Raw genomic sequence first — 25,256 nt, forward strand, 5'->3', positions numbered from 1 at the left:
CCGCGGGGCCCCCCGCGCGCCACAGGATGCCTTCGGGAGCATTCGGCAGCACTCACCAACACGCCACCAGGACGCGCTCTCCGCCCGTTGCACACATTCGTCGCCACGTGCACTACGTAATTAACGTCGACTAACGTGGACTGACGTGGATTGACGTGGACTGACGTGGACTGACGTGGACCGACGTGACCGCGCTGTGCAGTCAGGGCACAAGCGCGCAACTACGCGGACACACATGTGAAACATGACGCGGGCGACGCGAGCGACGCGGTACAGGTCAGCCGGGCAGCGGCCTCCCTGATATTTCATGATCCGAAGAATTTCGACTCGACAGCCAATCAGCTCAACCGCATATACTCCAGCTATCATGGCCGCATCGTCAGCCTGACGAAGCCAGGCACTTTGCGCTTTGTCTTCTCGACGCGGCCTATTCCGACAACTCCGGTCCCGCAATCACGGACCCATGGAGGGAACATGCCGCATTCCGTCACGTCAAAATCATCGCACTCCAACGGAAAATGGTTGGCTTGCGGCGCGCTGTCGCTCCTCGCCGCGGTGTCGCCGCTGATCCCGGGTCCGGCGCTGGCGCAGGGGGGATGCTACGGCGAGATCAAGACGTTCGCGACGGTCCCGGCGGCTCCGGGGTTCCCCGAAGGCATCGCGGTCCATGGGAATCGGGTCTACGTCTCCGGCCCAGCGACGTTCGGCACCGCAGGTCAAGGCCCGTCGAAGATCGTCGTATTCGACAGGGACACCAAAATCCTGAAGAACACGATCGTGGTGGCGGGCGAGACGCTCGCCGCCGAGCATGCGCTGAGCTGCATCGCCGTCGACGATGACGGCCGCGTCTACGCGCTCAGCACGCAGCTCGGCCTTCTGCGCTTCACGAAGACTGGACACGGATATGTCCAGGAGAGCTACGGCGATCCGCTGCCGGATCTGCCGGCGTGCGTGATGGCCGCGCCGGGAGAGGCGTGCTCGCCGACGCCCTTCCCGACGCCGCCGATACCGAACGATATCGCCTTCGACGAGGAGGGTTACGCGTATGTGACCGACTCGCTGCAGGCGACGATCTTCCGCTACCCGCCCGGGGGCGGCGCGCCGGAGATCTGGTTCCAGAGCGCCGCGCTCGTCGGCAGCGGCGACCTGCCGATCGGCGTGAACGGGATCCGGCTCGATCCGGAGCGGGAGCACGTCTATTTCTCGGTGTCGTTCTCCCCTTCGGACACGAGCCTGGGGTCCATCTACCGGCTCCCCCTCGTCGAGGCCCCCGAAGAGGCCGATCTGGAGCTGGTCCACGACTACGATGCTGGCGAGGCGCCCGACGGGTTCGCGTTCGGCAAGTCGGGGAAGCTCTATGTCACGCTCGCGGCGGCCAACGCGATCTCGGTGCTCGACGAGAACGGGGTCGAGGAATCGCGCATCGAGAGCGCACCAGGGGACGAGATCCCCCTCGACGCCCCCGCCAACGTGGCCTTCAACGACCCGGCGCAGACGCTGCTCATCGTGAATCACGCGAGCTTCACCAGGAACCCCGCGCACTTCGGGGTGCTGAGGGTCTGGGTCGGCGACAAGGCCGATCCGCTCGAGAAGCCGTCGCTCCCCTGAGACGAGACCAGGGCTCCGGCCGGCGCCCTCGCCTCAGGCGAGGCCCCCGCGCCGGCGCACGATCCAGTGCGCGCCGAGCGCCGCGGCCGCCGCCAGCGTCCAGGCCCAGGGGGGCAGGAGCGGCGCGACGTGGCGCTCGGCCGCCACCTGCGTCGCGGCAGGCAGCGACAGCGAGCCGGCGCCCGACGGGAGCACCGACGCGCCGCCCGTCGCGCGGGCGATCTCCTCCAGGCGGGCGACGTCGGGGCGGGGATCGGCCCACTCGTCGCCGCCGCGCTCGCACGCGAAGTCGCGCCGCGTCGTCGCCCGCTTCTGGTCGCCTCCGTCGCCGACGGCGCCTTCCGGGACGATCTCCACCGTGGCCGAATAACCCCCGGGCTCGAGGCGACCGGCGGCGAGCTCGACCGGCTCGCCGCCCTCGCCGATCGGCGCGGTCAACGTCTTCACGACCGCGCCGCTGCCGAGGCGCGCGATGGTCACCCTGGCCTCGCCGCGCTGCCCGGCGAGGGGGCGCAGCACGAGCGCCGTCTCCTCGCCCGCGAGGCATCCGCCGCGCGGCTCGATCGCGGCAGGCTCGAAGCGCGGATCGCGCATGAGCCAGCCGAGCAGGGCGTCCCAGAACGCGCCGTGCGCGCGGCCCGCGGAGCTCGAGGCGAACGCGCTGAAGAGCAGGCGGTGGCTGCCGTCGAGCGTCAGCGCGATCGTCCGGCCGCTCTCGTGCTCGCCCAGCGAGAGCACCGGCATCGGCGCGCCCGAGGCCGTCGTGCGGGTCGGGTGCGTCATCAGCACCGTCGCCCCGGGGAGCGGATCGCCGACGACGTTGGTCCCCGGCATCTCCGGCATCTCGTCGCCGATCAGCGCGAGCAGCGGCGCGAGCACCGGCGCCGCGCGGCCGGCGGCGGTGATGCGCGGCACGAAGGCGCCGAGATCCACCTTGGGCGCGCGGCCGATGTCGAGATCCACCGGCAGGACGCGGGCGAGCCGCGTGCGCGCATAGTTGCCCGACACGAAGGCGTTCGGGCCGCCCACCATGATGAGCCCGCCGCCCTTGTCGACATACTGCGCCAGCGCCGGGAGGTGCTTGGTCAGGCCGTACGGCGCGGCGTCGAAGTCCTGCAGGACGACCGCATCGAAGCTCGAGAGGTGGACGCTGAAGAGCTCGTCGACCGGGAACGGGATCAGCGCGAGCTCGTCCGACGACGCGTTCACCTCGTCGCCGGGTGTGCGCAGGATGAAGAAGGCCACGACGTCGACCGAGGCGTCGGCCTTGAGCCACATCCGGAGCGCGCGCACGTCGTACGTCGGCCGGCCCGCGACGTGGAGCACCCGGATGCGGTCGCGCGCGACGTCGAGCGTGATGTACCGGACGTCGTTCTCGGGGAGCTCATCGCCGTCCGGCGCCTTGATCGACACCTCGAGGATGCGGGTGCCGGCGCGGTCGAGCGTCACGCCGAGCTCGACCGTGCCGACGCCGCCCTCGACGTGCGCCGTGCCCGTGGCGAGCGTCGAGGGCGCGCCCTGCTCGCGCAGCTCGCGGGCCACGACAGGGACGGCGTCGCACGCGAGGCCGCCGCTGCAGCCGATGTCGATGCGGAGCGAGAGCGGCTGGTGGGCGACCGCGGCGCCGGAGGTCCGCACCGCGCGGACGCCGGCGTCGCGCACGGACTCGGTCGCCACCGCGACCGTGTGCACCGGGACGTCGAGCCCCTCCAGCGCGGCCCGCGTCGCCGCGGCGGTGTCGTCGGGGCCCGGGCGGTCGAGCCGGCCATCGGAGACGACGACGAACGCCGACGGCCGCTCGTCTGCGGCGCGGGCGAGCGCCTCGAGCGCGGCGCTGAGGTCGGAGCGGCGCTGCGGCCGGCCTCGCGCGGGCGACGCGGGCGCCGCGGCCGACCCGGAGGCGGCGGCCGGCGCCCCCGCGTCCCTGTCGGGCGCCGTCGCGGCGCCAGCGCTCCCGCCCGGCGCCGGCGCGGCGCCGCCGCCTTCGCCTGCCTGCCCGTCGGCCGGCAGCGGCGCCCCTTCGCCGAACACGTAGCGGGAGAGCCGGACGTCAGCGCGCTTCCCGAGCTCCTCGACCGCGCGCTCGGCGCTCTCGCGGCGGGTCCCCGAGACGCCCGGCAGGTCCATGGATCGGGAGCCGTCGACAAGCACCACGACCTTGGGGCCGACGAGGCTCCCGCGCGACGTGACCGCGACCGGGCGGAGGATGGCGGCGAGCAGGCCGAGCACGGCGAGCGCGCCCGTGAGCGCCGTGCCGAGCGCCGCGCGGGCGGGCGCGGCGCCCACCGCCCCGGGGGCGCGTCCGCGCGCACGGACGAGCTCGAGCACGAGCAGGCCGAAGCTCAGGGCCGCGACGACGCAGGCGACGGCGACGACCGGCGACGAGAGGTCGCCCGAGGGCGCGAAGCTCCGGGTCACGGCCGCTCCGGGAGCGAGAGGAGCGCGGGAAGCGCGCGAGAAGAGGGAGTCCCGCTCGCTGCGCCGGCGTGGGAGAGCGACAGCGCGGGCAGCGAGTCGAGGGCGCGTGGCACGCGCGGAGCCTAGTACATCGGGGCGGAGTGTCCCAGCCCGGCGCCGTTGCTGCGACCTCTCGGGCGACCTCGAACAACCGATGCGCCACCTTGAAACCCCGGGCGCGCCGCGCGTAGGCTCGAAGCCTTGTGACGATGCGCGAAGAGCTGGACGAGGCCGGGCGGCTCAGGGCAGAGAACGCAGCGCTACGCGCGCGGGTCGAGGCGCTGGAGAAGGCGCTGGCGGAGCGCTCCAACGGTCATGCACAGAGCGCAGCCGCGCCGGAAGGCACGGCAGACGTGGAGGCCCTCGACGCGCTCGAGGGGCTGCCCACGGCGGTGCCGGCGGTGATCCAGTGGCGCCTGGACGGCGCGGTGACGTACTGGAACGACAGCGCCGAGCGCCTCTTCGGCTGGAGTGCGAGCGAGGCCGTCGGCCGCCGGCTGGCCGACCTCGTGGGCGCGGTCCCCGTGTCCACCGCCGCGGCGCGGGCGTTCGACTTCGCCCGGGAGGAGAGCCGCTTCGCCGCGACCACGAGCGAGTGCAGGACGAAAGGAGGTCACGCGTTCCTCTGCCGGTGGACCTACGCCGTGCTGCGCGACGGCCGAGGCGACGCGCACGAGATCGCGGCGCTCGTCGATGACATCAGCGACCGGCAGCGGAGGGAGAAGACGGTGCAGGGGCGATACCAGCTGCTCCTGCAGCTGGTGGACAACGCGCGCAGCTCCATCTTCGTCAAGGACACCGCGGGGCGCTACGTCCTCGCCAACCGTCTGCATGCGCAACTGATGCAGAGGCACGTCCTCGAGGTCATCGGCCGAGATGAGTTCGAGCTGGCCGCCGTGGACCCCGCGGCCACCGCGATGATCGTGGCGAAGGAGCGCGAGGTGATGACCGGCGGGCAGGTCATGCAGTTCGAGGAGGTGGTGCCGATAGGCGGCGCTCAACACCATTTCTTCACGGTCAAATTCCCGATCCACGACGAGCGCGGCACGCCGATAGGCATGGGCGGCATCGTGACCGAGATCACCTCTCTGAAGCGCGCGGAGGCGGAGCGGGCCGCGCTGCAGGAGGAGATCATCTTCGCGCAGCAGACCGCCCTCCGGGAGCTGTCGACGCCGCTCATCCCGCTCGCCGACCGGGTGGTCGCGATGCCGCTCGTCGGGACGATCGACAGCGGGCGCGCGGAGCAGATCATGGAGACGTTGCTCTCCGGCATCAGCAGCCAGGGCGCCCACACGGCGATCCTGGACATCACGGGCGTGCGCGCCGTCGACACGCACGTCGCTGACGCGCTGACGCGCACCGCGCGCGCCGCCCAGCTGCTCGGCACCCGCGTGGTGCTCACCGGCGTCCGCCCGGAGGTGGCGCAGACGCTCGTCACGCTCGGCGTGGATCTCTCCGGGATCACGACGCTGAGCACGCTGCAAAGCGGCATCGCGCACGCCCTCCGCCACGCCAGGCGGTAGCTGGGCGCGGCCAGACACCGGAGCTCCTGGCCGCTCAGCCCTCCTGCGTGAGGTACTCGAGGAGCGCGGCCTCATCGCTCGTGATCAGCCGCTCGATGCCGTCATCCCGCGCGAAGCGCTGGATCTGGAGCGCGCCGACGACGCTCTGCACGAGCACGCCGACCCGCCGGAAGCCCCGCAGCCAGTGCGGCCTCAGGCGCTTCATCGTCGCCTCGAACGACGGATCGTTCCTGCCGGGGACGGCGCGGACGTCGACGAAGAGGGCGTGATGGGCGCGGCCCAGCCGGTCGAGGACGCGGATGAGCTCCCCCATCACGGCCTCGATCTCCTCCAGCGACGCGAACGGCCTGGAGCTGCGGACGGTCCAGACGACGCGCAGGGACGCGTCGAACAGCACGGTGAAGTGGTCGTCCTGCCAGACCAGCTTCGGCGCAGCGGCGAGGCGACCCGAGGTCATCGCGCCTCACGGCCGCGCAGGCGCGGAGCGGGGTCGATTGTCGTCGACGGCGCGGCGGCGCATCAGGAACGGCGCGTGCACCTGATCGTCCTTGTAGTTCGAGCAGAGCACGTACATCGCGATGTTCACGGCCAGGCGGAACGCGCGCTCCCGCTGCGCCTCGCCCCCCGGCGTGACCTCGACGCTCGGCCCTCCGCCCTCCGAGCGCGCCAGGGCGCCGGCGAGGTCGTGGTCGGAGAAGATCACCTGCGGCATGCCGCCGCGCACGATCGCGGAGAGCTTCGGCGGGCCCTCGACGCGGCCGACGGCGCGCGGGAGGAGATAGAAGGAGCGGAAGACGACGTTCTCCGTGCCGATCGGGATGGGAGAGCCCTCCGGCAGGACGCGGGCGAGCTCGCGCCGCGCGGCGCGGCCGAACGCGCCGCTGCCCGGGGCGAAGTCGTCGACGAGGAGCACGCCGCCGAGCGCGAGGAAGCGGCGCAGGCCGAAGACCTCGCGCTCGGTGAGCGGCGGGAGGTCGCCCTCGCCGCCCCAGAGCGCGAACGGCTCGGCGAGCAGCGCCGGGTCGTCGGCGCGGACCGTGGTCGGGTTGCGGCGCGCCGGCGCGCTCGTCCGCCGCTCCAGCTCGAACGACCAGCGCGCGGGGGCGGTGGCGCGCACCCCCTCCCATCGCGCGTCGCCCGTCAGCAGCGGCCGCGGGTTCCACGCCCCCTCCTCGCCGAAGGCGCGCACGGGGCGCGGCACCGCGAGCAGGAGCAGCGCGGAGACGAGCACCAGCGCCAAGACCGCGAGGCGCCGCGGCCGCGCCGCGGCGAGGCGCGTCGGCTTTGCCGAAGCGGCGGGGCGCGAGGGCGGCGGCGCCGCCTCACCGCCCCGGCCGCGCGGCCGGCGAGCGCCGAGCCGGCCGAGCCATCGTCTCAATCGAAGTCCTCGACCCGCCATACGCCCGCCTCGCGCCGGAGCTTCACCTCGTGCCCACCCGGGATCTGCACCGTCGCGGAGTCGCCGGCAATCCGGACCTCGAGCCCCTCGGGCTGAGCGAGCCCCTCGACGAGCGAGCGGAGGTCGCTCTCGATGGCGGCGCGCGTGGCCGGCGTGAGGACGCGCAGCAGGCCGGCGTAGCTGCGGCGCGCGAGGACGCGGCGGAGCTGCGCGAGGGCCTGCTCGGGGGTGCGGCCGCCCGCGGGAAGCGCGTCGGCGGCCGAGATCCGGAAGGCGCGCTCGCGCTCGTCGAGCTCGAGGGTCGCGATCTCGCCGTCCGGGTAGCGGACGCGGGCGCGGGTCTTGACCACGACCCCGGGCGCCGTGACGCTCCGCGCCTGCTCCGCGAGCTCGGCGCGCGCCTCGGCGACGCGCCGCCGCACCTCGTCGCGCGACATCGCGGTGCGGCTCTTGTCGCTCAGCATGCCGTAGATGGCGTCGGCGTCGCCGCGCGCCGCCGCGTCGGCGTAGACCTGCACCGCCTCCTTGGGATCGGGCAGCGAGGGCGACGCGCAGGCGAGGCCGGACAGCGGCAAGAGCGACAGGAGCGGCAGCGGCAGCGACGATCGGGGCGATCGCGGCAAGAAAAGCGCGAGCAGCGAGGTGAGGGCGCGCGGCACGGGACGAGCCTAGTACATCGGCGGCGGCGCGTCCCAGCGCCATGGACGAGCGCGGCGGCCGCCGTGAGGCGCCCGGCCGTGGTAAGCCGGCTCCTCCCGCGCCTCGCCTTCCCGCGCCACGACCCGAACGAAGCCGCCGCCGCATGATCGACGTTGTTGGAAAGCTCTGGGGGTTCTGCCACACGCTCCGCCACGACGGCATCGATCACGGGGACTACATCGAGCAGATCACCTACCTGCTCTTCCTGAAGATGGCCGCCGAGCGAGGCATCGATCTCTCGCGCGTCGAGCACAGGACGCCCCGCGGCGAGGTCGACGCGACAGACTGCTCCTGGCCCGCGCTGCGCGCGCGCACCGGGCAAGCGCTGCTCGACCGCTACGCCGACGTCCTCCGATCCCTCGACGGGGCCCCCGGCGTCCTCGGGGAGATCTACGCGGGCTCGCAGCCGCGCTTCAAGAGCCCCGCGAGCCTCGGGAAGCTCGTCGACCTCATCGACGAGATCGCGTGGACGCGCCTCGGCGTGGACATCCAGGCCGCGGCGTACGAGGGCCTCCTGGAGAAGGCCGCCGCCGAGGGCAAGAAGGGCGCGGGGCAGTACTTCACGCCCCGCGCCCTGATCCAGTCGATCGTGCGGTGCATCAGGCCCGATCCGCAGGGGAAGCCGGGCTTCGCCCTCTGCGACCCGGCGTGCGGCACCGGCGGCTTCCTTGTCGCCGCCTGGGAGTGGATCGAGGCCGAGGCGCGGGGAGCGCTCGACCGGGAGGCGGCGCGCCGGATCAAGGCCGGGGCGTTCTTCGGCCAGGAGCTCGTCGCGCGCCCCCGCCGGCTCGCACTGATGAACCTGTATCTCCACGGGATCGAGCCGAGGATCACCCTCGGCGACTCGCTCGACGCCCCGCCGCCGGACGATCGGTTCGACGTGATCCTGACGAACCCGCCGTTCGGCACGAAGGGGGCCTACGAGACGCCGCGCCGCGAGGATTTCGCGATCGCGACCGCGAACAAGCAGCTCAACTTCATCCAGCACGTGCTGACGATCCTGAGGCCCGGCGGCCGGGCGGCGATGGTCCTGCCGGACCATTGCCTGTTCGCCGACCAGGCAGGCGCGGTGCTGGAGATCCTCGCCAGGGGCTGCGACCTGCACACGGTGCTCCGCCTGCCGCACGGGACCTTCACGCCGTACAGCGCCGGGGTGAAGGCCAACGTCGTCTTCTTCACGAAGGGCCGCGCGACGGAGAGGGTCTGGATCTACGACGCCCGGACGGGCGTCCCGTCGATCACCAAGAAGGGCCGGCCGCTCTCTCCGGCGCACTTCGCGGAGTTCGAGCGGTGCTACGGCGGCGACCCCGACGGGCGCGGCGCGCGCGAGGCGGCGAGCTCCAGCGAGGGGCGATTCCGCAGCTTCGAGCTCCGCGAGGTGAAGGGGCGAGAGTTCAAGCTCGACGGGCTGAGGTGGCTCAAGGAGGAGTCGCTCGACGAGGCCGGCGAGATGCCCGAGCCGGAGGAGCTGGCGACCGACGCCCTCCAGGAGCTGACGGAGGCGGTCGCCGCGCTGAACCGCGTGCTCGCGCTGCTCGAGGGCGGGGCGAAGGCGGCGGAGGGGTGAGCGGGCCGCTGCCCGAGGGGTGGGCCGAGACGACGCTCGCGTCGATCTGCTCGCACCGGAGCGGGAGCTCGAAGCTCATCAAGGGGAAGCTCCACGCCGAGCAGCGGCCAGGGAGCTATCAGGGGTTCAGCGCCGCCGGCCCCGACGTGTGGTGCGACGGCTGGGAGCACGAGGGCGAGGCGATCGTCGTCTCCGCCGTGGGGACGCGGTGCGGGAAGGCGTTCAAGGCGCGCGGACGGTGGTCGGCGATCGCGAACACCCATGTGGTCTGGCCGGATGAGCGGGCCATCGACGTCGGCTACCTGTTCCTCCACCTCAACGACGAGGGATTCTGGGTGAAGGGCGGCTCCGCGCAGCCGTTCGTGAAGGTGCGCGAGACGCTCGAGCGGCCGTTCGCTCTGCCTCCCCTCCCCGAGCAGCGCCGCATCGTGGCGAAGGCCGAGGCCCTGCTCGGCGAGGTGGACGCGGCGAAGGCCCGGCTGGCGAGGTCGTCGCTGCTCCTCCGGCGGCTCCGGCAGGCCGTGCTGGGGGCGGCGTGCTCGGGGAGGCTCACCGAGGACCTGCGCGCGCCGGGCGCCGCCGCGCCGGCCGCGGGACCGGCGGAGCCCCCGCCGCGCGGCTCTACGTCGGCGCCGGCCGCCACCGGGGCGAGCAGCGACGGTCCGGAGCGTCCCCTGCCGCCGTCCTGGGTCCGCTGCCCGTTCGGCGCCCTGGTGGACAACCACGATGGTCGACGCGTCCCCGTGAGCTCCGCGGTTCGAGCGAGGCGCCGGGGGCCGTATCCGTATTACGGCGCGTCGGGGGTCATCGACTCGATCGATGGCTACCTGTTCGACGGGGAGTATCTGCTGATCGCCGAGGACGGCGCGAACCTCCTGTCGAGGAACACCCGGGTGGCGTTCGCCGCGAGCGGGAGGTTCTGGGTGAACAACCATGCTCATGTGGTCCAGCCGAAGGCCGGCGTGACCCTCGGGTACCTCGAGCTGCTCCTGAACTCGCTCGACCTGCAGCACCACGTGACCGGCTCGGCCCAGCCGAAGCTCACGCAGGCGGCGCTCAACGGCATCCCCGTGCCGGTGCCGCCGGCGGAGGAGCAGGCGGAGATCGTCCGCCGCGCGCAGGCGCTCTTCGCGCTCGCCCGCGAGGTCGAGGAGCGCGTGGCCCGCGCCGCGGCCCGGGCCGACAGGCTCCCGCACACGATCCTCGCCAGGGCGTTCTCCGGAGAGCTCGTCCCCACCGAGGCGGCGCTGGCTCGCGCGGAGGGGCGGGGCTACGAGCCGGCGGAGGCGCTGCTGCGCCGCGTCCGGGGGATGGGGTGAGCGGCTAGCTGCGCCCCCCAACTCCCGCCTCTACTGAACTCCTGTTGTTGTCGGTCCCGGAGTTGGATCCCGACTGGCGGACGAACCTCCTTGCCAGGAGGAAGGTCGCGAACCAGTGAGTGTCACATGGCGGCCGCGGTTGAAACGCCCCTGAAGGTCGAGATGACCGAGCATCTCTGGATCACCTTGAGGGATGGCTGCCGTCTCGCGGCGCGCCTATGGCTGCCAGAAGGAGCACACAGAACGCCGGTACCGGCCATCCTGGAATACATCCCCTATCGCAAGCGGGACGGAACCCGCGCCCGCGACGAGCCGATGCATGGCTATTTCGCCGGCCACGGCTATGCCGTGCTGCGGGTCGACATGCGTGGATCCGGCGAGAGCGACGGGCTGATGTGGGACGAGTACCTGAAGCAGGAGCAGGACGATGCCCTCGAAGTGATCGCCTGGATGGCGGCGCAGCCCTGGTGCAACGGTCATGTTGGGATGATGGGCAAATCCTGGGGCGGGTTCAACTGCCTCCAGGTGGCGGCGCTCAGGCCGCCGGCCTTGAAGGCGGTGCTCTCGGTTTGCTCGACCGACGACCGCTACGTCGACGACATCCATTACATGGGCGGGTGCCTGCTCAACGACAACCTGTGGTGGGGCACCATCATGCTGGTCTATCAGGCCCGCCCCGCCGACCCGGAGCTCTTCGGCGAAAGCTGGCGCGACAACTGGCGGGAACGGCTGGAGCAGATGCCGTTCTGGCCGGCGCTTGCGATGGCCCATCAGCGGCGCGACGATTACTGGCGGCACGGGTCGATCTGCGAGGATTGGAACGCTATCCAGGTGCCCGTCTGCCTGATCGGCGGCTGGGTCGATGCCTATACCAACACGGTGCCGAGGATGCTGGAGCACCTCAAGGTGCCGCGGAAGGGCATCATCGGGCCCTGGGCGCACGTCTACCCGCACGACGGAACGCCGGGCCCGGCGATCGGCTTCCTGCAGGATGCCATCGCCTGGTGGGATCGCTGGCTGAACGGCATCGAGAACGGCGCCGACGAGGAGCCGATGCTGCGCGCCTGGCTGCAGGACTACACGGCGCCGGAAACGACACGAAGTCACCATCCGGGACGCTGGGTGGCCGAGCAGAGCTGGCCGTCGCCGGAGTTCCACCCCTGCTATCTCCATCTCAACAAGGACGGCCTCGCCCCGGTGAGCGGCGCCGAGGAGGTCCTGGCGCTGCGCTCGCCCCAGCATGTCGGCCTTCAGGGCGGGGAGTGGATGGCGGCCGGCTGCGTCGGGGAGTTGCCGGGCGACCAGCGGATCGACGATTTCGGCTCCCTCACCTTCGACACCGCGCCGCTCGAGGAAGCGATGCAGGTCGTCGGCGCCCCGGAGCTGGAGCTGAAGCTCACCAGCGATAAGCCGGTGGCGCAGCTCTGTGCCAGGCTGTGCGACGTGGCGCCCGATGGCGAGGCGCTGCGGGTCAGCTTCCAGGTCATCAACCTCACCCACCGCGACAGCCACGCGGAGCCGACCCCGCTCGAACCCGGCAAGCGCTACAAAGTGAAGCTGGTATTGAATGCCTGCGCGCATCGCTTTGCAGCAGGCCATCGCCTGCGGATATCGCTTTCCAGCGCCTACTGGCCGCTGATCTGGCCGGCGCCCGAGCGGGCGACGCTCGGCATCATCACCGGCGCCAGCCGCCTCATGCTGCCGCATCGAAGGCCGCAGGCGGCCGACGGCGGCGAACCCTTCCTGAAGGCGGAGGCGGCGCGAGCGACGTCGATCACCCAGGTGAACGCGGGCAGCGTCACGCGCTCGGTGACCTTCGACATCACCTCGGGTGAGGTCACGACCGTGACGGATACAGTGGGCGTCTTCGGAGAAGGGCGTCAGCGCCTCGACGAGATCGGCACCGAGGTGCTGCACCAACTCCGCCGCGAGCTCCGCATCGCGCCGGACGATCCGCTCCACGCTTCCTTCACCTGCCGGCAGACGTATGTGCAGTCGCGCCCGGGCTGGGACATCCGCATCGAGGTGACGACCAGGCTCCACGCCGACCGCGACCATTTCTATATCAGCGGCGAGCTCGACGCCTTCGAGGACGACATCCGCTTCGCCAGCCGTGAATGGAGGGAGAAGATCAAGCGGGATCTGATCTGAGGCTCAACCGGGAGCGGAGGCGGAAGCGGCGCCGGCGGCCGAGGCGCGGCCGGCAGCGGGCCCCCTGAGGCTCTCGCTTCCTCCGCCCCCGCACGCATCCACCACCGTCCCTCCACGGTAGCTCCTCTCCCTTCTGGAATCGACACCGGCCGCCTTCCGTTATTCTCGGCACGTCTCATCGGATCGCCTTCCGCCCTCGGATCCACGCCGTCATCGCGGATCCGCTCCGATGAGACCCATGATTCCGAGGAGGCGCTGATGAAGGTGAGGATCGTCGTGAGTTACGTCCCCCGCTATCGCCGGGGCCACCGCTTCCATTTCGTCCCGCCGGTCACCGGGATCCACCTCGCGGCGATCACCCCGCCGGAGCACGAGGTCGAGCTCTTCCACGAGCAGGTGCGCCCCGTCCCCGTCGACGCCTCGCCGGACGTCGTCGCGCTCTCGTTCTTCTCCGGCTTCGCGCGCCGCGCGTACACGCTCGCCGATCGCTACCGTGCCCTCGGCGTGCGCGTCGTCGCCGGCGGTCCGCATGTCTCGTACTGGATCGAGGAGGCGCTCCAGCACGTGGACGTGGTGGTCACCGGGGAGGCCGAGGCGGTCTGGCCCTCGGTCCTGCGCGATCTCGCGCGAGGCACGCAGCGCCGCGTCTATCACGGCGAGCCAGCCTCGCTCGCCGGGTTGCCGACCCCTCGCTACGATCTGCTCGAAGAGCGCTTCCTCGTCCCCCGCGTGCTCCAGGCGACGCGCGGCTGCCCGTTCACGTGCAGCTTCTGCACGGTGCCCGACCTCAACCCAGGCTTCCGCGTGCGCCCCGTCGACGAGGTGATCCGCGACATCGCCACCACGCATTTCCCCCGCTTCTGGCAGGAGAAGGTCGCGTGGTTCTGGGACGACAACCTGCTCGTCCAGCGCCGCTGGGCCAAGGAGCTCCTGCGCGAGCTCGCCGGGCTCGATCGCTGGTGGCTAACGCAGGCATCCATCGATATCGTCAAGGACCGGGAGCTCCTCGACGCGATGGAGCGGTCCGGCTGTATCGGCATCTTCCTCGGCATCGAGAGCCTCGACGAGGCCGATCTCAAGAGCGTCGACAAGCGCCAGAACCGCGCGCGCGAGTACCGCGAGGCCATCCGCAAGCTGCACGATCGCGGGATCTGCGTGATGGCGGGCTTCATCTCGGGCTTCGACGATCAGACGCCGGAGGTCATCGCCTCCACGGCCGATCGGCTGAACGAGATTGGCGTCGACGTCCCGTTCCTGAGCATCCTCACGCCGTTCCGGGGCACGCCGCTGTACGACGAGCACCGGCGAGACGGGCGCATCCTGGAAGAGCGTGACTGGCCGCATTACAGCGGCTACGGCGTCGCCTTCCGGCCGGCGCGCATGTCCCCCGAGCAGCTCCTCGCCGCCCACCGCCAGATGTGGAATCGCGCCTTCGGCCCCGCGGCGGTGCTCGAGCGCCTCGCGCGCGGCGCGCGGTCGCTGAGCCGCGGCGCCATGATGCTGTCGGCGGCGATGAACGGCTTTTACGGGCTCAAGCAGATCACCGGCAACGAGCCGGCCGCGCCGCCGCTCGAGCCGAGAGGGACGATCCGGCACCCCGCGCCCGGGGACGCCCCGACCCGGCTGTCGCGCCTCGGCCTGAAGCGATCCGCGAGCGCGGCCGACAGCTCCGTGGAACGCACGGCGTAGCGGCGCGGGGGCGAACGCTCACCAAGCGTCTCGCCGTCGAGCCACTCCATGGCGAGGTAGGGGCACCCCGCGGCGGTCGCGCCGTTCGCGACGTACCGCACGACACCCGGGATCTGGAGTGACGCCAGCACCTCGTGTCCCCGCGAACGAAGGTCGAGCTAGGGCAGATCTCTGATCTCCGACGTGCACGAGCCCTCGTCGCAGCGCGCCGCGACCGCCTGCTCGCTCTCTCTCTCGAGCCGCCGGCCGTCCTCCGCGAGAGACGGACGCGACGGGCAATCGCACAGCGGCGAGCCTGCGAGGCACGCCGCCTCGGCGGCCTCGAACGCTTCCTTGTCGTCCGCGTCCACGCCGACGAACAGGATGTCTCCGCAGCAGGTCGTGACGTGCGGCAGCACGACGCAGTCGCTCGCCTGTTCGCAGGCCTTGCTGAACGCCGGAAAGCTCGACTCGCGGCACGTCAGGCCATGGCTGCTCCCGCCCCCGGAGCCGCCGGCCCCGCCGCTGGCGGCGCTGCCGCCCCCGCCCCCGGAGCCGCCGGCGCCGGCGCTCGCGGCGCTGCCGCCCCCGCCCCCGGAGCCGCCAGCGCCGGCGCTGCCGCTCGCGCCCGCTCCGCTGGTGCTGGTGGATTCCGCGCTCGCAGGTCCATGGTCCTCTTCGCCACACGCCGCGCCGCCCAGCGTCGCCCAGGCAATGAACGAACCACGAGCCAACCAGAGAAAGCACTTGTGTGTCATGACCGCCGCGTCGAGCACGGGACATGCCCGCTCCGGCACGAGAGAAACACGCTGGTTTTCTGTGCCATGGCGAGCCACGACATGGCAGCGCACGGCAAGGCGATCAGGCCGAGTTCGGGGGCGGCGGTCATGCTTGCCGGTGTTCATGGACATGCGATACCTACGATTGTAACAGACTTGAAGAGCACGCGTGTCGTGCGTGCATCGAACCACGGCCCCAGGTCGAACCATCCGTACGGTCACTTGACGCCGGAGGCGCAAGCGAGTGATGCTCCGGCGCCATGGCGGGCTCGAAGCGTGTGAACGCGTCCCTGGCGATGGCGCTGATCGGGCTTGCGGCGGCCGGCGGGTGTACCGCGCTGGCGGGGCTGGACGAAAGCTACCATCTGGTGGGCGGAGGCGGCGGGACCGGCGGCAGCTCGACGGGTGGCGGGACCGTCGGCGGCTCGACGGGTGGCGAGGCCGGCGGCAGCGCGGGCGGCAGCTCGACGGGTGGCGAGGCGGGCGCAGGCGCGGGCGGCGAGGTCGGCGCCGGTGGCGGCGCCGAGTGCGCGACCTGCTCGTTGCCGCCTTACGACACCGACGATCCGGCCGACCTGTGCGAGGCGTCGGCCGAGATTTACGAGGTGCTCATGGACTGCCTCTGCGCTGCCTGCGGCCTGGTGGAGGATTTGCCCTGCTATGGCGCGTGCGGCGCCGGCGAGGGGCGGAGCGCCGAGTGCAACGACTGCCTCGCCTCTGTGGCCGCCGAGGTGGAGGGCGAGTGTGCGCCGGAGGTCGCCGCGTGCGAGTTCGACACGGGCGAGTGATCTCGGCCCCCCGGGTATCAGCGCTCGCTCAGCAGGGCGTGAACATCTCGGCGCCGAGATACGTATTCGTGAACTGGCTGTCGACCGGGTTGCCGAGATAGTCGTAGCACTGCACGTTCACCTGGGTATCCGAGCCGACGCCGGTCCAGTACGAGACCTTGCAAACCTGATTGCCGTAGCCGTACGCCGTCACCATCGCGGTCGAGTTGTACGACAGCATGTTCGGGTACCGGACGAAATGCGAACCGACGGGCGCGTTGTGCCCCGCGCTGATGCCCGGCCCGAAGTAGCAAGGATGCAGCGTGTTGTACAGACCCGTGTAGCTCGCGGGCGGGGTGTACGATGACGACACCGGGTCGCTCGCCCACGCGAAGCCGCCCACGCGGCCGGTGCTCGGCATGCCGAGGTGATAGCTGAGGCTGAACAGGCTGTCGGCCGACGCGCCCGCCGCGCCCCAGCAGCCCACGTCGATGAGGGTGTCGGCGCCGCTCTGGGTCCAACCCGAGACGTTGCAGTACTCCAGACCGCCGCCGTACGCGGTGACATGCACGGTGCCGCCGGTGGCGGACATGCCCGGGACGCGGACGGTGTACCGGCCGGTGTTCACGTGGGTGATCGTGCTGTACTGGCTGCCGCTCGTGTACTGGTACGTCGTCGAGGGCGTGTACGGCGCGTTGAGCGGGGCGGACGCCTGGTCGTTCCAGAGGTACGCGCCGCCATAGCTGTTGTTCTCGCGCGAATAGAGGGCGACGAAATACGTGTTCACCGGGGCGCCGCCCGCCGTGTGGCAGCGGACGTTCACGCGGAGCGTGGTGGCGAGGGCGCCGGTGCCCCACGACGCCACCTTGCAGCGGTCGCTGCCGCTGCCGTAGCTCGTGACTTGCACGTTGCCTCCGGCGCCGGCGAGGTTCGGGAAATCGACGGAATAGACGCCCGTGCTCGTGTTGGTGATGGTGTTGGTGCCGCCCGCCGAATTGTAGGAATACGAGCCGCTGGCGTTGATGGTGCCCGCGCCGAGCAGGGTCGACCATACCCAGCCGAAGCCCTGCGTGGACGAGCTGGAGAGCATCGCCGCCTCGGCGCTGGCGGTGTCCTCTTCGGAGACGTCCGCAACCTCGGGATCCTGCGTGTCCGCGACACAGCCGACCCCGACCGTGGCGGCGAGCGAGGCAAACGAGGACACGAGCACAGCCAAGATGCCATTCTTGAGCGTCGACATGGGGAGACCTCTCGGGGTGACATAGGGACTGGGGTGCGCGCCCTCTCTCGCGGCGCGCAGCCTCGTGGCGACGCGGGGGCTCATTGCAGCGCGCGGGCCAGACGCCGGGCGTGCGAGCTGCTGCGGGCTTTCGAGGGTTCTCTCGTGGAGAAGGGGGTCGCCGGTGGTCTGGGCGTCACACGCGGCGGCGGGACTGTCGCCTGGCAGAGGACAAGAGCCCGCCAGGAAGGGCCCCGGCGCGCGCGCTCGTCATCGCGGCGCCGCCCAGATGCTGCAGCAATGGAAGCGCTCCCGGCCCGAGACGCGCGATCTGGGCCCCGCTTTCGTGCCCACCTCGAGGATGTACACGGTGTCCGCGTCCACGGCGAGCCTGGCGGGGTGCCTGTGCTGGGCGCCGAGGATGCGCAGCGCGCGCTTCTCCCCGCTCCGGCTGACGACGAGCGACGAGCTCCAGTCGTCCAGGCACCGCGCATAGAACAGATCCCCTCCACGCGCGGCGAAGCTGCAGTTGAAGTTGTGGAACGAGGAGCGATCGAGCAAGCTCCCCAGGCGAGGCAGGGCGCGGAAGCCGTCCTCTCGAGAGAGGCTGAAGAGGTCGTCGTCCGCTGCCCAGAACAGCGCCTCGCCGCTCGCGCTGAAGTGGAACGCGGACGCTTGCGCGCGCGCCAGCACCTCGGGGCGCCCCCCTGTCTTGTCGATCCGTAGCAGCCGCGTACCGCTGGGACCGTCGTCGGACAGGTAGACGTGCAGATCGTCGATGGCGAGCTTCTCCGGGTTCTCCAGGCCCCTCACGAGCACGTCGATGGGACCGCCTCGCTTCGGGAGCTTCAGCGCCGCGCGCTGCGCTCTGTCCACCCAGTACACGCTCGTCGCGTCGACCGCCACGAGCTCTGGCAAGGCCGGCGATCCCCAGAGATCCTCCCGCGACGCGCTCGGACCGTAGCCGTAGGGCTCCGGCGCCGACAGAGCGCGGGCGACGTCGTCGGACATGACCAGCGTCTCCCTCGAGCCTCCGGTCAGGCTCGCGCGCGCCAGCCTGCCGTCCACGGTGAGGAAGAAGGCATGCGCCTCGTCGAGCGCGGGCGCAGCGCCGAGCTGCTCGAGCTTCAACGCGGGCGTGGAGGCGCCTCCGCGCTTCGGCATCGCCCACAGCACGTCACCCGTCTCCTGTCGCGTCGTGTAGTAGAGCTCCGACCCCAGGACAGCGATGGATCCGATCGGCACGTCGTCGAGCGCCACGAGCCGCCGCGCGCGGGGGGCCTCCGGATCGAGCCGGAGCAGCATCCTGGAGGAGAGCGCGTAGAGCTTCCCCGCGATCGGATGGATGGTCCACGGCCTGTCTACAGGCGGAAGCGCCGCGACCTCTTGCCAAGCTCCGCCCGAGAGGGGCGCCCTGAACAGCGCCTCATGAGAGGCTCGATAAAGAGAGCGGCCATCGCTCGAGAACGTGTACTCGCTCCGCATCGTGTCGCGCGCGCGCGACACCGGGATCGCTGGACCTCCTGCCGCCGGCTGCCGCATCAGGTAGTCCCCGCTCCTCCAGTACAAAAAGCCCGAGTCCACGAGCTCGATCCGATCGATGGATTGCCCGGCCGGCGCGGTCGCGACGACCGTGGGCGAGCCGCCGCGCCTGGAGAGCAGGAGCGCTGGATCGCTGGCCTTGACCGTCGACAGCGCGCCCGGACGGGACGCTGTCACGGTCGGCTCGCCGAAAGCATCCACTTCGTCCATCAACCGCGCGCCGCCTTCGAGATCGAGCCGAAGGAGGCCGTGTCCTCGGCTCTCGGTGAAGTACAGCGCGCCCCCATGGATGCCCCTCAGGGACAGCTCCCACCTGCCGTCGAAGTCCGTATCCGCCACGGCGACGACGTCGAGCACGGGTTGCTGCTCGGGCTCTTCCTTGCCCTCGTCCCAGAACAGGAGATCGAAGTCGCTCACCGGCCGCGGAGGCGGCGCGGCCCCGCAGCCCAACATGACCGTCGCCCCGCCCAATGCAGCGGCGCGCATGCTCTCGCGAAGACCCCGGCTCCCCCTGCCGGACGCCCCGCGCCTCCGCCCCTGGCCGCCCATACGCCTGAGCTTATCACCTCATGGCTTGTGGCGCGGCGACCGCGCGGGCATGAAGCCCGCTCATGCCCCTTCGAGAGCTCCTCCCCATCGTCCTCCTCGGCGCAGGAATCGCGCTCGGGGCGGGGAGCGCGGCCTGCGCTTCGCGACCAGGCCCGACCGGCGCGAGCTCGTCGAGCGCCGCCGCGCAGCCGGCGCGGCCGAGCGCACCGGCAGGCGCCTCCGCCGCGGTGCCGGCGCAACCGGCGGCGAGCGACCCGGCCGCGCCGGGGGCAGCTGCGCCCGAGCCGCCACCCGCGTCGGCCGAGCAGATAGCGCGCCTCCCGCCGGGCGCCGCGATCTACGCCTCGCTTCGCAACAGCGCCCTCGACGTCGCCGTCCAGTACGTGCCCCAGATCGCCGAGGTCCTGATCGAGGCGAACCGCGCGCTCGGCAGCCAGGATCCGCCGGATGTGACGCTCGCGAAGGCCGGCGTCGATCCGCGAAGGCCGATCCTGGGCGCCGTGGTGCCCGCGTCCGAGAAGAGCGCGCGCGCGGTCGTCGACGCCATGGCCAAGGGGGCCTCGGGCAAAGCGCTCGAGAAGGTCGTCCGCGGGCACGCGGCGGACGTGACGCGGGTGCGGCTCCTCGTTCCGCTCGTGAGCGGGGCGGACCCGCGGCGCGCCCTGGCGACCGTGGTGGACGTCCTCACGGGCGGCGCCCCGCTGGACGCGTGCCCGGGCGCCGCGCGCTGCGCCGGCTTCGGCGCCCGGGCGCCGCTCGGCGTGGCGCAGGGCGGGATCGCCGCCGTCGCGATCTACGCGGACGGCGCCGACCTCCGGCTCGACGTCGTGATGTCGCTCTTCGGGTCCGGCGCCGATCCGGCGGCCCTGAAGGAGCTCGTCGCGTTCAGCGAAGAGGTCGGGGGCCCGGAGGGCCGGTGCTCCAGGTTCGACGCGAGCCCCGTGGTGTCGGTGTGCCTCGATCCCGAGCGGATGGGCGAGCTGGGCGCGACGGACGGCTACGGCAAGATCGCGAGGGCGCTCTCCGGAGGCCACGTCGATCCAAGGGTGATCCCGACGATCGCCGCCCAGGGCTTCGCCGAGGCCCGGCAGAACCTCTGGCTCGCCGCGCCGGCGCGCAGGCTCGCCGGCGATGGCACCCTCGGGGTCACCGTGCAGGGCAAGCAGAGCCGCTTCGTCGCGTCGTGGGCCCTGACGGACGCCTCGCGCGCCGGCGTCGAGAGGGCGTTCGCCGCCGAGCGATGCGCCGCCGGCGATGCGGCGGTCACGGAGCTCTTGCCGGCGCTCCGCGCGGCGGTCGGCGATCCGGGGAAGGGCTTCGACGACCGGAAGAAGGTCGTCACCGCGTTCGAGGAGGCAGGCTGGTCTGCCTATCTGATCGCCGCCGCCGGCACATGGCCAAACCTGCTCGGCGTGATCGCGGGCGTGCTCGAGCAGGGCCCCGGGACCGACCCCGACTACCATGTGTGCGCCCGAGTCGACGGCGGGCGGCTCGTCCTCGTGTCCGAGATCCGGAGATGACAGCGCGCCTCTCGCCGGGCGCCCAGGTCGCGCCGGCGTGATGATACAAGTGGAGGTCGCACGCGCCATGACCACCGCCCTCCCCGCTTCCTTCGCCGATCTCCCGCTCCTTCAGGGCCGCAACCCCCTCGCCCGCCGCATCGAGACCCGGCATGGATTCCCCATCCTCCCCGGCCGCTTCCCGGTCGTTGGCCACATGCCGGCGATCGCCGTCGACGAGCTCGGCCTGCTCCGCGAGGGCCAGCGCCGCTTCGGCTCCCTCTTCTTCTGGGCTCCCGGCGTCGACGCCTGGCAGCTCGTCTACGCATCGAACGAGGCCTTCTCGCTCTTCAAGAGCAAGGCCGTCGACTCCTCGTACCTGACCGAGGGCGGCGTCGGCTACCTCTTCGGTCAGACGCTGATGGCCCACGACGGCGCCTCGCACCGCCGCCTCCGGACAGCGATGAACGGGCCCTTCTCGCCGAAGGGCCTCGACGCCGCGGAGATCGGCGCGATCGTCGCGACCAGCGTCGAGCGCAAGGTCCGCTCGTGGCTCGGCCGTCGCGACGTCCAGCTGCTGCGCGAGACCCGCGAGCTGGCCCTGGAGGTGATGTTCAAGATCACCGGCGTCGAGGACGACGAGCTGCCCGAGTGGCGCCACTATTACGAGGATCTGATGCTCGTGATCCTCGGCCTGCCCTTCGACGTGCCGGGCTCGCCGCGGCGCCGCGGGCTCCGCGCCCGCGCCTGGCTCGACGAGCGCATCGGCCGGATCCTCGCCGGCGTGCGCGCCCGCGGCGACGCGAAGGGCCTCCTGCCGGCGCTGCTCTCGGCCCGCGACGAGCAGGGCGAGCCGCTCTCGGAGCAGGATCTCGTGGGCAACCTGCGCCTGCTCCTCCTCGCCGGCCACGAGACATCGGCCTCAGTCATGGCCTGGTGCGTCGCCCACCTCGCCGAGAGCCCCGCGGTCTGGCGCGCGCTCCGCGAGGAGGCGTCGAGCGCGCCGGATCTCCCGCGCTCGCCCGCGGATCTCCGCCGCTTCCCCTACGCCGAGGCCGTGTTCCGCGAGGCGCTCCGCCTCCATCCGCCGGTGGCTCACGACGCCCGCCGCGCCGTCGCCGATTTCGAGCTCGACGGCCGCGCCGTCCCCGCAGGGACCCACGTGGCGATCCCGCTGGTCCTGCTCTCCCGCGATCCGGAGCTCTACCCGGATCCGGACAGCTACCGCCCCGAGCGCTGGCTCGGCCGCAAGGAGGCGCTCTCGCCGCTCGAGATCGCCCAGTTCGGCGGCGGCGCGCACTTCTGCCTCGGCTATCACCTCGCCTGGATGGAGATCGTCCAGTTCCTCGTCGCGCTCGGGCGGGAGCTCCCGGCCTCGGGCCCCAGGCTCCAGGGCGGATTCCCCGCCTCGCGCTACCTCCCGGTGCTCCGCCCCTCGGGGGGCACGCGCGTCCGATTCGACGGCTGAAGCGCCGCGTCCGGCGACATCATGACAAGCGGTCCGTCGCGCGGTTGATGGCGCGATTGTATAGCAGCGCTCATCGGGCCGTTTCGCGCGGAGCGCCGCGGGGCGCGGCTGCGGTGTCTTGCAGCCCGGAGGCTGCCAGCCGTTCCCGTCGGCGTATCCCGCCTCTCTCCCGCCCGACGTCGCCGCGATAATCAGCTGGCAAAGCCCATCTGATTCATCGCCTTGTCGGGCCGCATCTGTTGACCATCAGGAGAGCACTTCGGCGGCGTTCTTCGCCGCAAGGACGTTGTCGATCCAGCGGTCGAGGGTCGCAATGTCCGTGCACGCCTGGATGCGAGCGCTCTCGCTCTCGGTGAGCACGATGTCTGCACGCGCAAGCAGCCGCAGCAGCGTGTCCCTCTTGCCCTCGAGCTTGCCCTCACGTAGACCCTTGAGCTCGCTGCGATCCATCAGCTCCCGCACGAACGGAAACCTCGCCTCGTCTTCGATCTGCCGTTCCATGACCAACGCCTCCAGAGCCCGCCGCATGGGCTCACGCAACCCGCTCCAGATGACCTGAAAGTAGACCATCGCGTGCTCCTGGTCGAGCCGGCCAAGCGCAACGAGCGCGGCCTTGACCACGGTGAGCCCGTTTGGCCCATTGCCGTGCGCCACCGCCGAGAGCACGGCCAGTTCGGCGTCCTTCTCCGCGTCGCCAGGGTCGGTGATCTCGGGGACGACGGCCGGACCGAGCACCAGCGGCTCGACGTGGCCGAGGCCCAGGCCGAGGTCGATGCTCTCCGCCGCCCAGGAGGCCACGCCGACGTCCGGTGCGACCACGAGGACGACGGTGCCGCAGCGCTTCCTGGCGCGCACGACCGTGACGTACGCCGGCCACGAGAACTTCTTGTCGGGATCCTCGTCGCGCTGGATCTCGACGACGATCGCCAGCACGAGCGCGCCGCTCGCGTCTCGAAGCTCGAGCACCAGATCAGCGCGGAACTCCACCGGGATGAGCTGGTCGAGCGACGATTCGACCACCCCGACCGAGGTGTGTGGCGGCACATCGAGGTGGAAGAGCGTCGCGAGCCAGTGGGGCGCGAGCTCCGGGTGCTCACGGAACATCTCGACGAGGGCGTTGTGCTCGAGCGTCGGCATGACGCTCGGCCTCAAGCCCCCCCCGTGCCGACACGAAACGACGGGAAAACGCGAGGTGAGATCCGCCTCAGGGGTGGCGGCGCCATGGCGGATGGAGGCGGCCACGACGCATCCCCCCATGGCAGCCCGGCCCAACGACTTGGTCTTCTGCCGCGCATGGCGCGCAGCGCGCCCGCCCGTCGGTCAGCAAGCCCTTGTTGGGCCGCATCGGCAGGCATTAGAGCGTCTCTCACTCGGCTCCGGCGAGCAACCGCTCGATCTCGTGCATCGTCTCGACGTCATCGCCGACCATCGCCTTCATCGACCGGATCCTCCGGCACACGATCGCGGCGATCTTGTCTTCAACGGTATCGTCGGCATACGCCCAGTAGACCTGCGCAAAGCGTCCATCGCGGTGACAGCGGCCCTCGATCTGCGCCATCTGGATCGCCGACCACCGCAGATCGTGGATCACCGCCGAGCGCGGCACCTCGTTGTGCTCGCCCTGGTGGAGCGAGATCCCCTCTTCCACGGTGAAGAGCACCACGCGCGGCTCGCCGCGCTGGAAGCGGAGGCGCTCGGCCTCCTTCTCGCCGGCCGGCAGCGCGCCGTGGATCAGCGCGCACGGGACGCGCTCCCGGGCCAGCGCGGCCTCCACGGCCTCGAGCGTCTCCATGAAGGCGACGGAGACCGCGACCTGATGCCCGTTGTCGAGCAGCTCACGCACCAGCTCCACGGTGCTGCCCACGCGGATGAGCGAGCTCTTCTGTCGCAGGCGCAGCATCGCGGCGAGCGCCGACTTCGGGTTCGCGCCCTTTGGCAGGAGATCCATCTCCCGGCGGAACGCGGTCCACGCCTGCGCGTAGAGCTCGCGCGCGGAGGCGTCGAGCTCGAGCGGGGTGAGGATGCGGTTGATCTCGGGCCAGCCGGCCACGTCCTCCGGGCGACGCCGCATCCCGACCGCCGGACGGCCGTCGAACAGGAGGGCACGCACCTTCGCGCAGTCCGCCGGATCGCCGCGCCAGTCCCACCTGCCGAACGCGCCGCGCGCAACCCCGAGCCCCTGGCCTTCGCACCACTGCTCGAAGTCCTTCAGATCCGCGGAGCGGCTCCCGGTCGCGCTCGCCAGGAGCGGCGCGAGATACGACAGCTCCAGCGGGTTCTGCCCCGCGGTGGCGGAGAGCCACAGCACGAACCGTGCGCGTGCGTTGAGCTTGACAGCGAGCTTGGAGCGCGCCGCCGCCGGGTTCTTGCAGCGATGGCTCTCGTCCCAGATCACCACGTCGAACTCCGCGGCGCTGCCGGCGCGCGCGAGGCCCTTCTTCGATCGGATCCTTCGCCGCGCCTCCGGGGTCACCTCGAAGAGCTTGCCCAGCCGATCATAGTTGATGATCACGATCTCCTTGCCTGCGTCGCCCATGGCCTGGACCGTGCGGCGCCAGTGCGCGACGACGGCGAGCGGACAGACGATCAGCACCGTCGTGACGTCCGGCATCTGGAGGACCGCTGCCCAGGCGGTGATCGTCTTGCCGAGGCCGACGTCGTCGGCGAGGAGGAACCCGGCGCGCCTGGCGGCCTTCGCGGCGGCGATGGCCCGCACGCCGTCCAGCTGGTGCGGGCGGAGGACGATCGCCCCGGCGGGGGCGGCCGGCGCGGGCGCGGGGTCGTCGTTGAGCTCGTGCTCGATGCGTCGCTCCCACGAGTACGGCGCGGCGCGGAACGGCGCGAGGGCCGGCGGGAGCGTCTCTGCGCGAACAACGAACACGCCGTGCTCCGCGTCCCAGCGCGCGCCGCTCGCGGACGCGACCGCGCGCATCGCGAACGGGACGTCGAGCACATGGGCTCGCTCCGGCGCCGCACGCGGAGCGGGGGCCGCTGGAGGGGCCGCGCTGGAAGCTCTACGCGGGGCCGACACCGTTCGCTTGG

18 protein-coding genes are annotated in these 25,256 nt (G+C 71.7%); 9 read left to right on the forward strand and 9 right to left on the reverse strand.

Annotated features, from left to right (window positions below; genetic code table 11):
• Positions 1–474: 474 nt before the first annotated feature.
• Positions 475–1,608 carry an SMP-30/gluconolactonase/LRE family protein gene (locus WMF46_RS29680; protein WP_437980294.1) on the forward strand — a complete coding sequence of 378 codons (1,134 nt, stop codon included), beginning with the start codon at positions 475–477 and terminating at the stop codon, positions 1,606–1,608.
• A 33-nt stretch (positions 1,609–1,641) separates the two neighbouring features.
• Here WMF46_RS29680 and WMF46_RS29685 read toward each other — a convergent pair whose 3' ends face one another.
• A complete protein-coding gene (locus tag WMF46_RS29685) occupies positions 1,642–4,026 on the reverse strand; it encodes a glutamine amidotransferase (protein ID WP_437980295.1) in 2,385 nt (794 codons plus the stop codon).
• 248 nt (positions 4,027–4,274) lie between these two features.
• Here WMF46_RS29685 and WMF46_RS29690 point away from each other — a divergent pair, with 248 nt between their 5' ends.
• Positions 4,275–5,588 (forward strand): PAS domain-containing protein, encoded by a 1,314-nt coding sequence (locus tag WMF46_RS29690; protein ID WP_437980296.1) that lies wholly within the window; start codon positions 4,275–4,277, stop codon positions 5,586–5,588.
• Positions 5,589–5,622: 34 nt separating this feature from the next.
• Here the strand turns inward: WMF46_RS29690 and WMF46_RS29695 are convergent, their stop codons facing one another.
• The 3 genes from WMF46_RS29695 to WMF46_RS29705 are packed head-to-tail and all read right to left on the reverse strand — an operon-like array spanning position 5,623 to position 7,646.
• Positions 5,623–6,045 carry a hypothetical protein gene (locus WMF46_RS29695; protein WP_437980297.1) on the reverse strand — a complete coding sequence of 141 codons (423 nt, stop codon included), beginning with the start codon at positions 6,043–6,045 and terminating at the stop codon, positions 5,623–5,625.
• Positions 6,046–6,051: 6 nt separating this feature from the next.
• A complete protein-coding gene (locus tag WMF46_RS29700) occupies positions 6,052–6,966 on the reverse strand; it encodes a DUF4159 domain-containing protein (protein ID WP_437980298.1) in 915 nt (304 codons plus the stop codon).
• Positions 6,963–7,646 carry a hypothetical protein gene (locus WMF46_RS29705; protein ID WP_437980299.1) on the reverse strand — a complete coding sequence of 228 codons (684 nt, stop codon included), beginning with the start codon at positions 7,644–7,646 and terminating at the stop codon, positions 6,963–6,965. Before WMF46_RS29705 ends, WMF46_RS29700 begins: the two co-directional genes overlap by 4 nt.
• A gap of 143 nt (positions 7,647–7,789) precedes the next feature.
• On the opposite strand from WMF46_RS29705, the gene WMF46_RS29710 reads away from it, so the two are divergent.
• The 4 genes from WMF46_RS29710 to WMF46_RS29725 all read left to right on the forward strand — a co-directional run bounded on the left by WMF46_RS29710 (position 7,790) and on the right by WMF46_RS29725 (position 14,412).
• On the forward strand, positions 7,790–9,253 hold the full coding sequence (locus WMF46_RS29710) for an N-6 DNA methylase (protein ID WP_437980300.1): 1,464 nt from the start codon (positions 7,790–7,792) through the stop codon (positions 9,251–9,253).
• Entirely contained in the window at positions 9,250–10,572 is a 1,323-nt protein-coding gene (locus tag WMF46_RS29715) for a restriction endonuclease subunit S (RefSeq protein ID WP_437980301.1), read from the forward strand. The genes WMF46_RS29710 and WMF46_RS29715 overlap by 4 nt, the downstream gene beginning before the upstream one ends.
• A 126-nt stretch (positions 10,573–10,698) precedes the next feature.
• The gene (locus WMF46_RS29720; RefSeq protein ID WP_437980302.1) at positions 10,699–12,723 is read left to right on the forward strand and encodes a CocE/NonD family hydrolase; all 2,025 of its coding nucleotides are present in this window, start codon (positions 10,699–10,701) and stop codon (positions 12,721–12,723) included.
• 258 nt (positions 12,724–12,981) lie between these two features.
• Positions 12,982–14,412, forward strand: a complete 1,431-nt coding sequence (locus tag WMF46_RS29725) for a B12-binding domain-containing radical SAM protein (RefSeq protein ID WP_437980303.1) — start codon at positions 12,982–12,984, stop codon at positions 14,410–14,412.
• Positions 14,413–14,570: 158 nt separating this feature from the next.
• On the opposite strand, the gene WMF46_RS29730 is transcribed toward WMF46_RS29725, so the two are convergent.
• Complete coding sequence (locus tag WMF46_RS29730; RefSeq protein WP_437980304.1) at positions 14,571–15,149, reverse strand: hypothetical protein; 579 nt, start codon at positions 15,147–15,149, stop codon at positions 14,571–14,573.
• 281 nt (positions 15,150–15,430) lie between these two features.
• Here WMF46_RS29730 and WMF46_RS29735 point away from each other — a divergent pair, with 281 nt between their 5' ends.
• Entirely contained in the window at positions 15,431–15,958 is a 528-nt protein-coding gene (locus tag WMF46_RS29735) for a hypothetical protein (protein WP_437980305.1), read from the forward strand.
• A gap of 28 nt (positions 15,959–15,986) precedes the next feature.
• Here the strand turns inward: WMF46_RS29735 and WMF46_RS29740 are convergent, their stop codons facing one another.
• Both WMF46_RS29740 and WMF46_RS29745 read right to left on the reverse strand, forming a co-directional pair.
• A complete protein-coding gene (locus WMF46_RS29740) occupies positions 15,987–17,177 on the reverse strand; it encodes a hypothetical protein (protein WP_437980306.1) in 1,191 nt (396 codons plus the stop codon).
• A gap of 249 nt (positions 17,178–17,426) precedes the next feature.
• Positions 17,427–19,151 (reverse strand): hypothetical protein, encoded by a 1,725-nt coding sequence (locus WMF46_RS29745; RefSeq protein ID WP_437980307.1) that lies wholly within the window; start codon positions 19,149–19,151, stop codon positions 17,427–17,429.
• 158 nt (positions 19,152–19,309) lie between these two features.
• Between WMF46_RS29745 and WMF46_RS29750 the strand changes: the two genes are divergently transcribed.
• Positions 19,310–20,767 carry a hypothetical protein gene (locus WMF46_RS29750; protein WP_437980308.1) on the forward strand — a complete coding sequence of 486 codons (1,458 nt, stop codon included), beginning with the start codon at positions 19,310–19,312 and terminating at the stop codon, positions 20,765–20,767.
• 67 nt (positions 20,768–20,834) lie between these two features.
• Positions 20,835–22,214: a cytochrome P450 gene (locus WMF46_RS29755; RefSeq protein WP_437980309.1), complete on the forward strand. Its 1,380-nt coding sequence runs from the start codon at positions 20,835–20,837 to the stop codon at positions 22,212–22,214.
• A gap of 246 nt (positions 22,215–22,460) precedes the next feature.
• Here the strand turns inward: WMF46_RS29755 and WMF46_RS29760 are convergent, their stop codons facing one another.
• Positions 22,461–23,351: a hypothetical protein gene (locus WMF46_RS29760; protein WP_437980310.1), complete on the reverse strand. Its 891-nt coding sequence runs from the start codon at positions 23,349–23,351 to the stop codon at positions 22,461–22,463.
• 229 nt (positions 23,352–23,580) lie between these two features.
• Entirely contained in the window at positions 23,581–25,167 is a 1,587-nt protein-coding gene (locus WMF46_RS29765) for an SNF2-related protein (protein ID WP_437980311.1), read from the reverse strand.
• Positions 25,168–25,256 lie beyond the last annotated feature (89 nt).

It is taken from the genome of Sorangium sp. So ce117, assembly GCF_051524395.1.
In the GTDB taxonomy this organism is placed as follows: domain Bacteria; phylum Myxococcota_A; class Polyangia; order Polyangiales; family Polyangiaceae; genus Sorangium; species Sorangium cellulosum_B.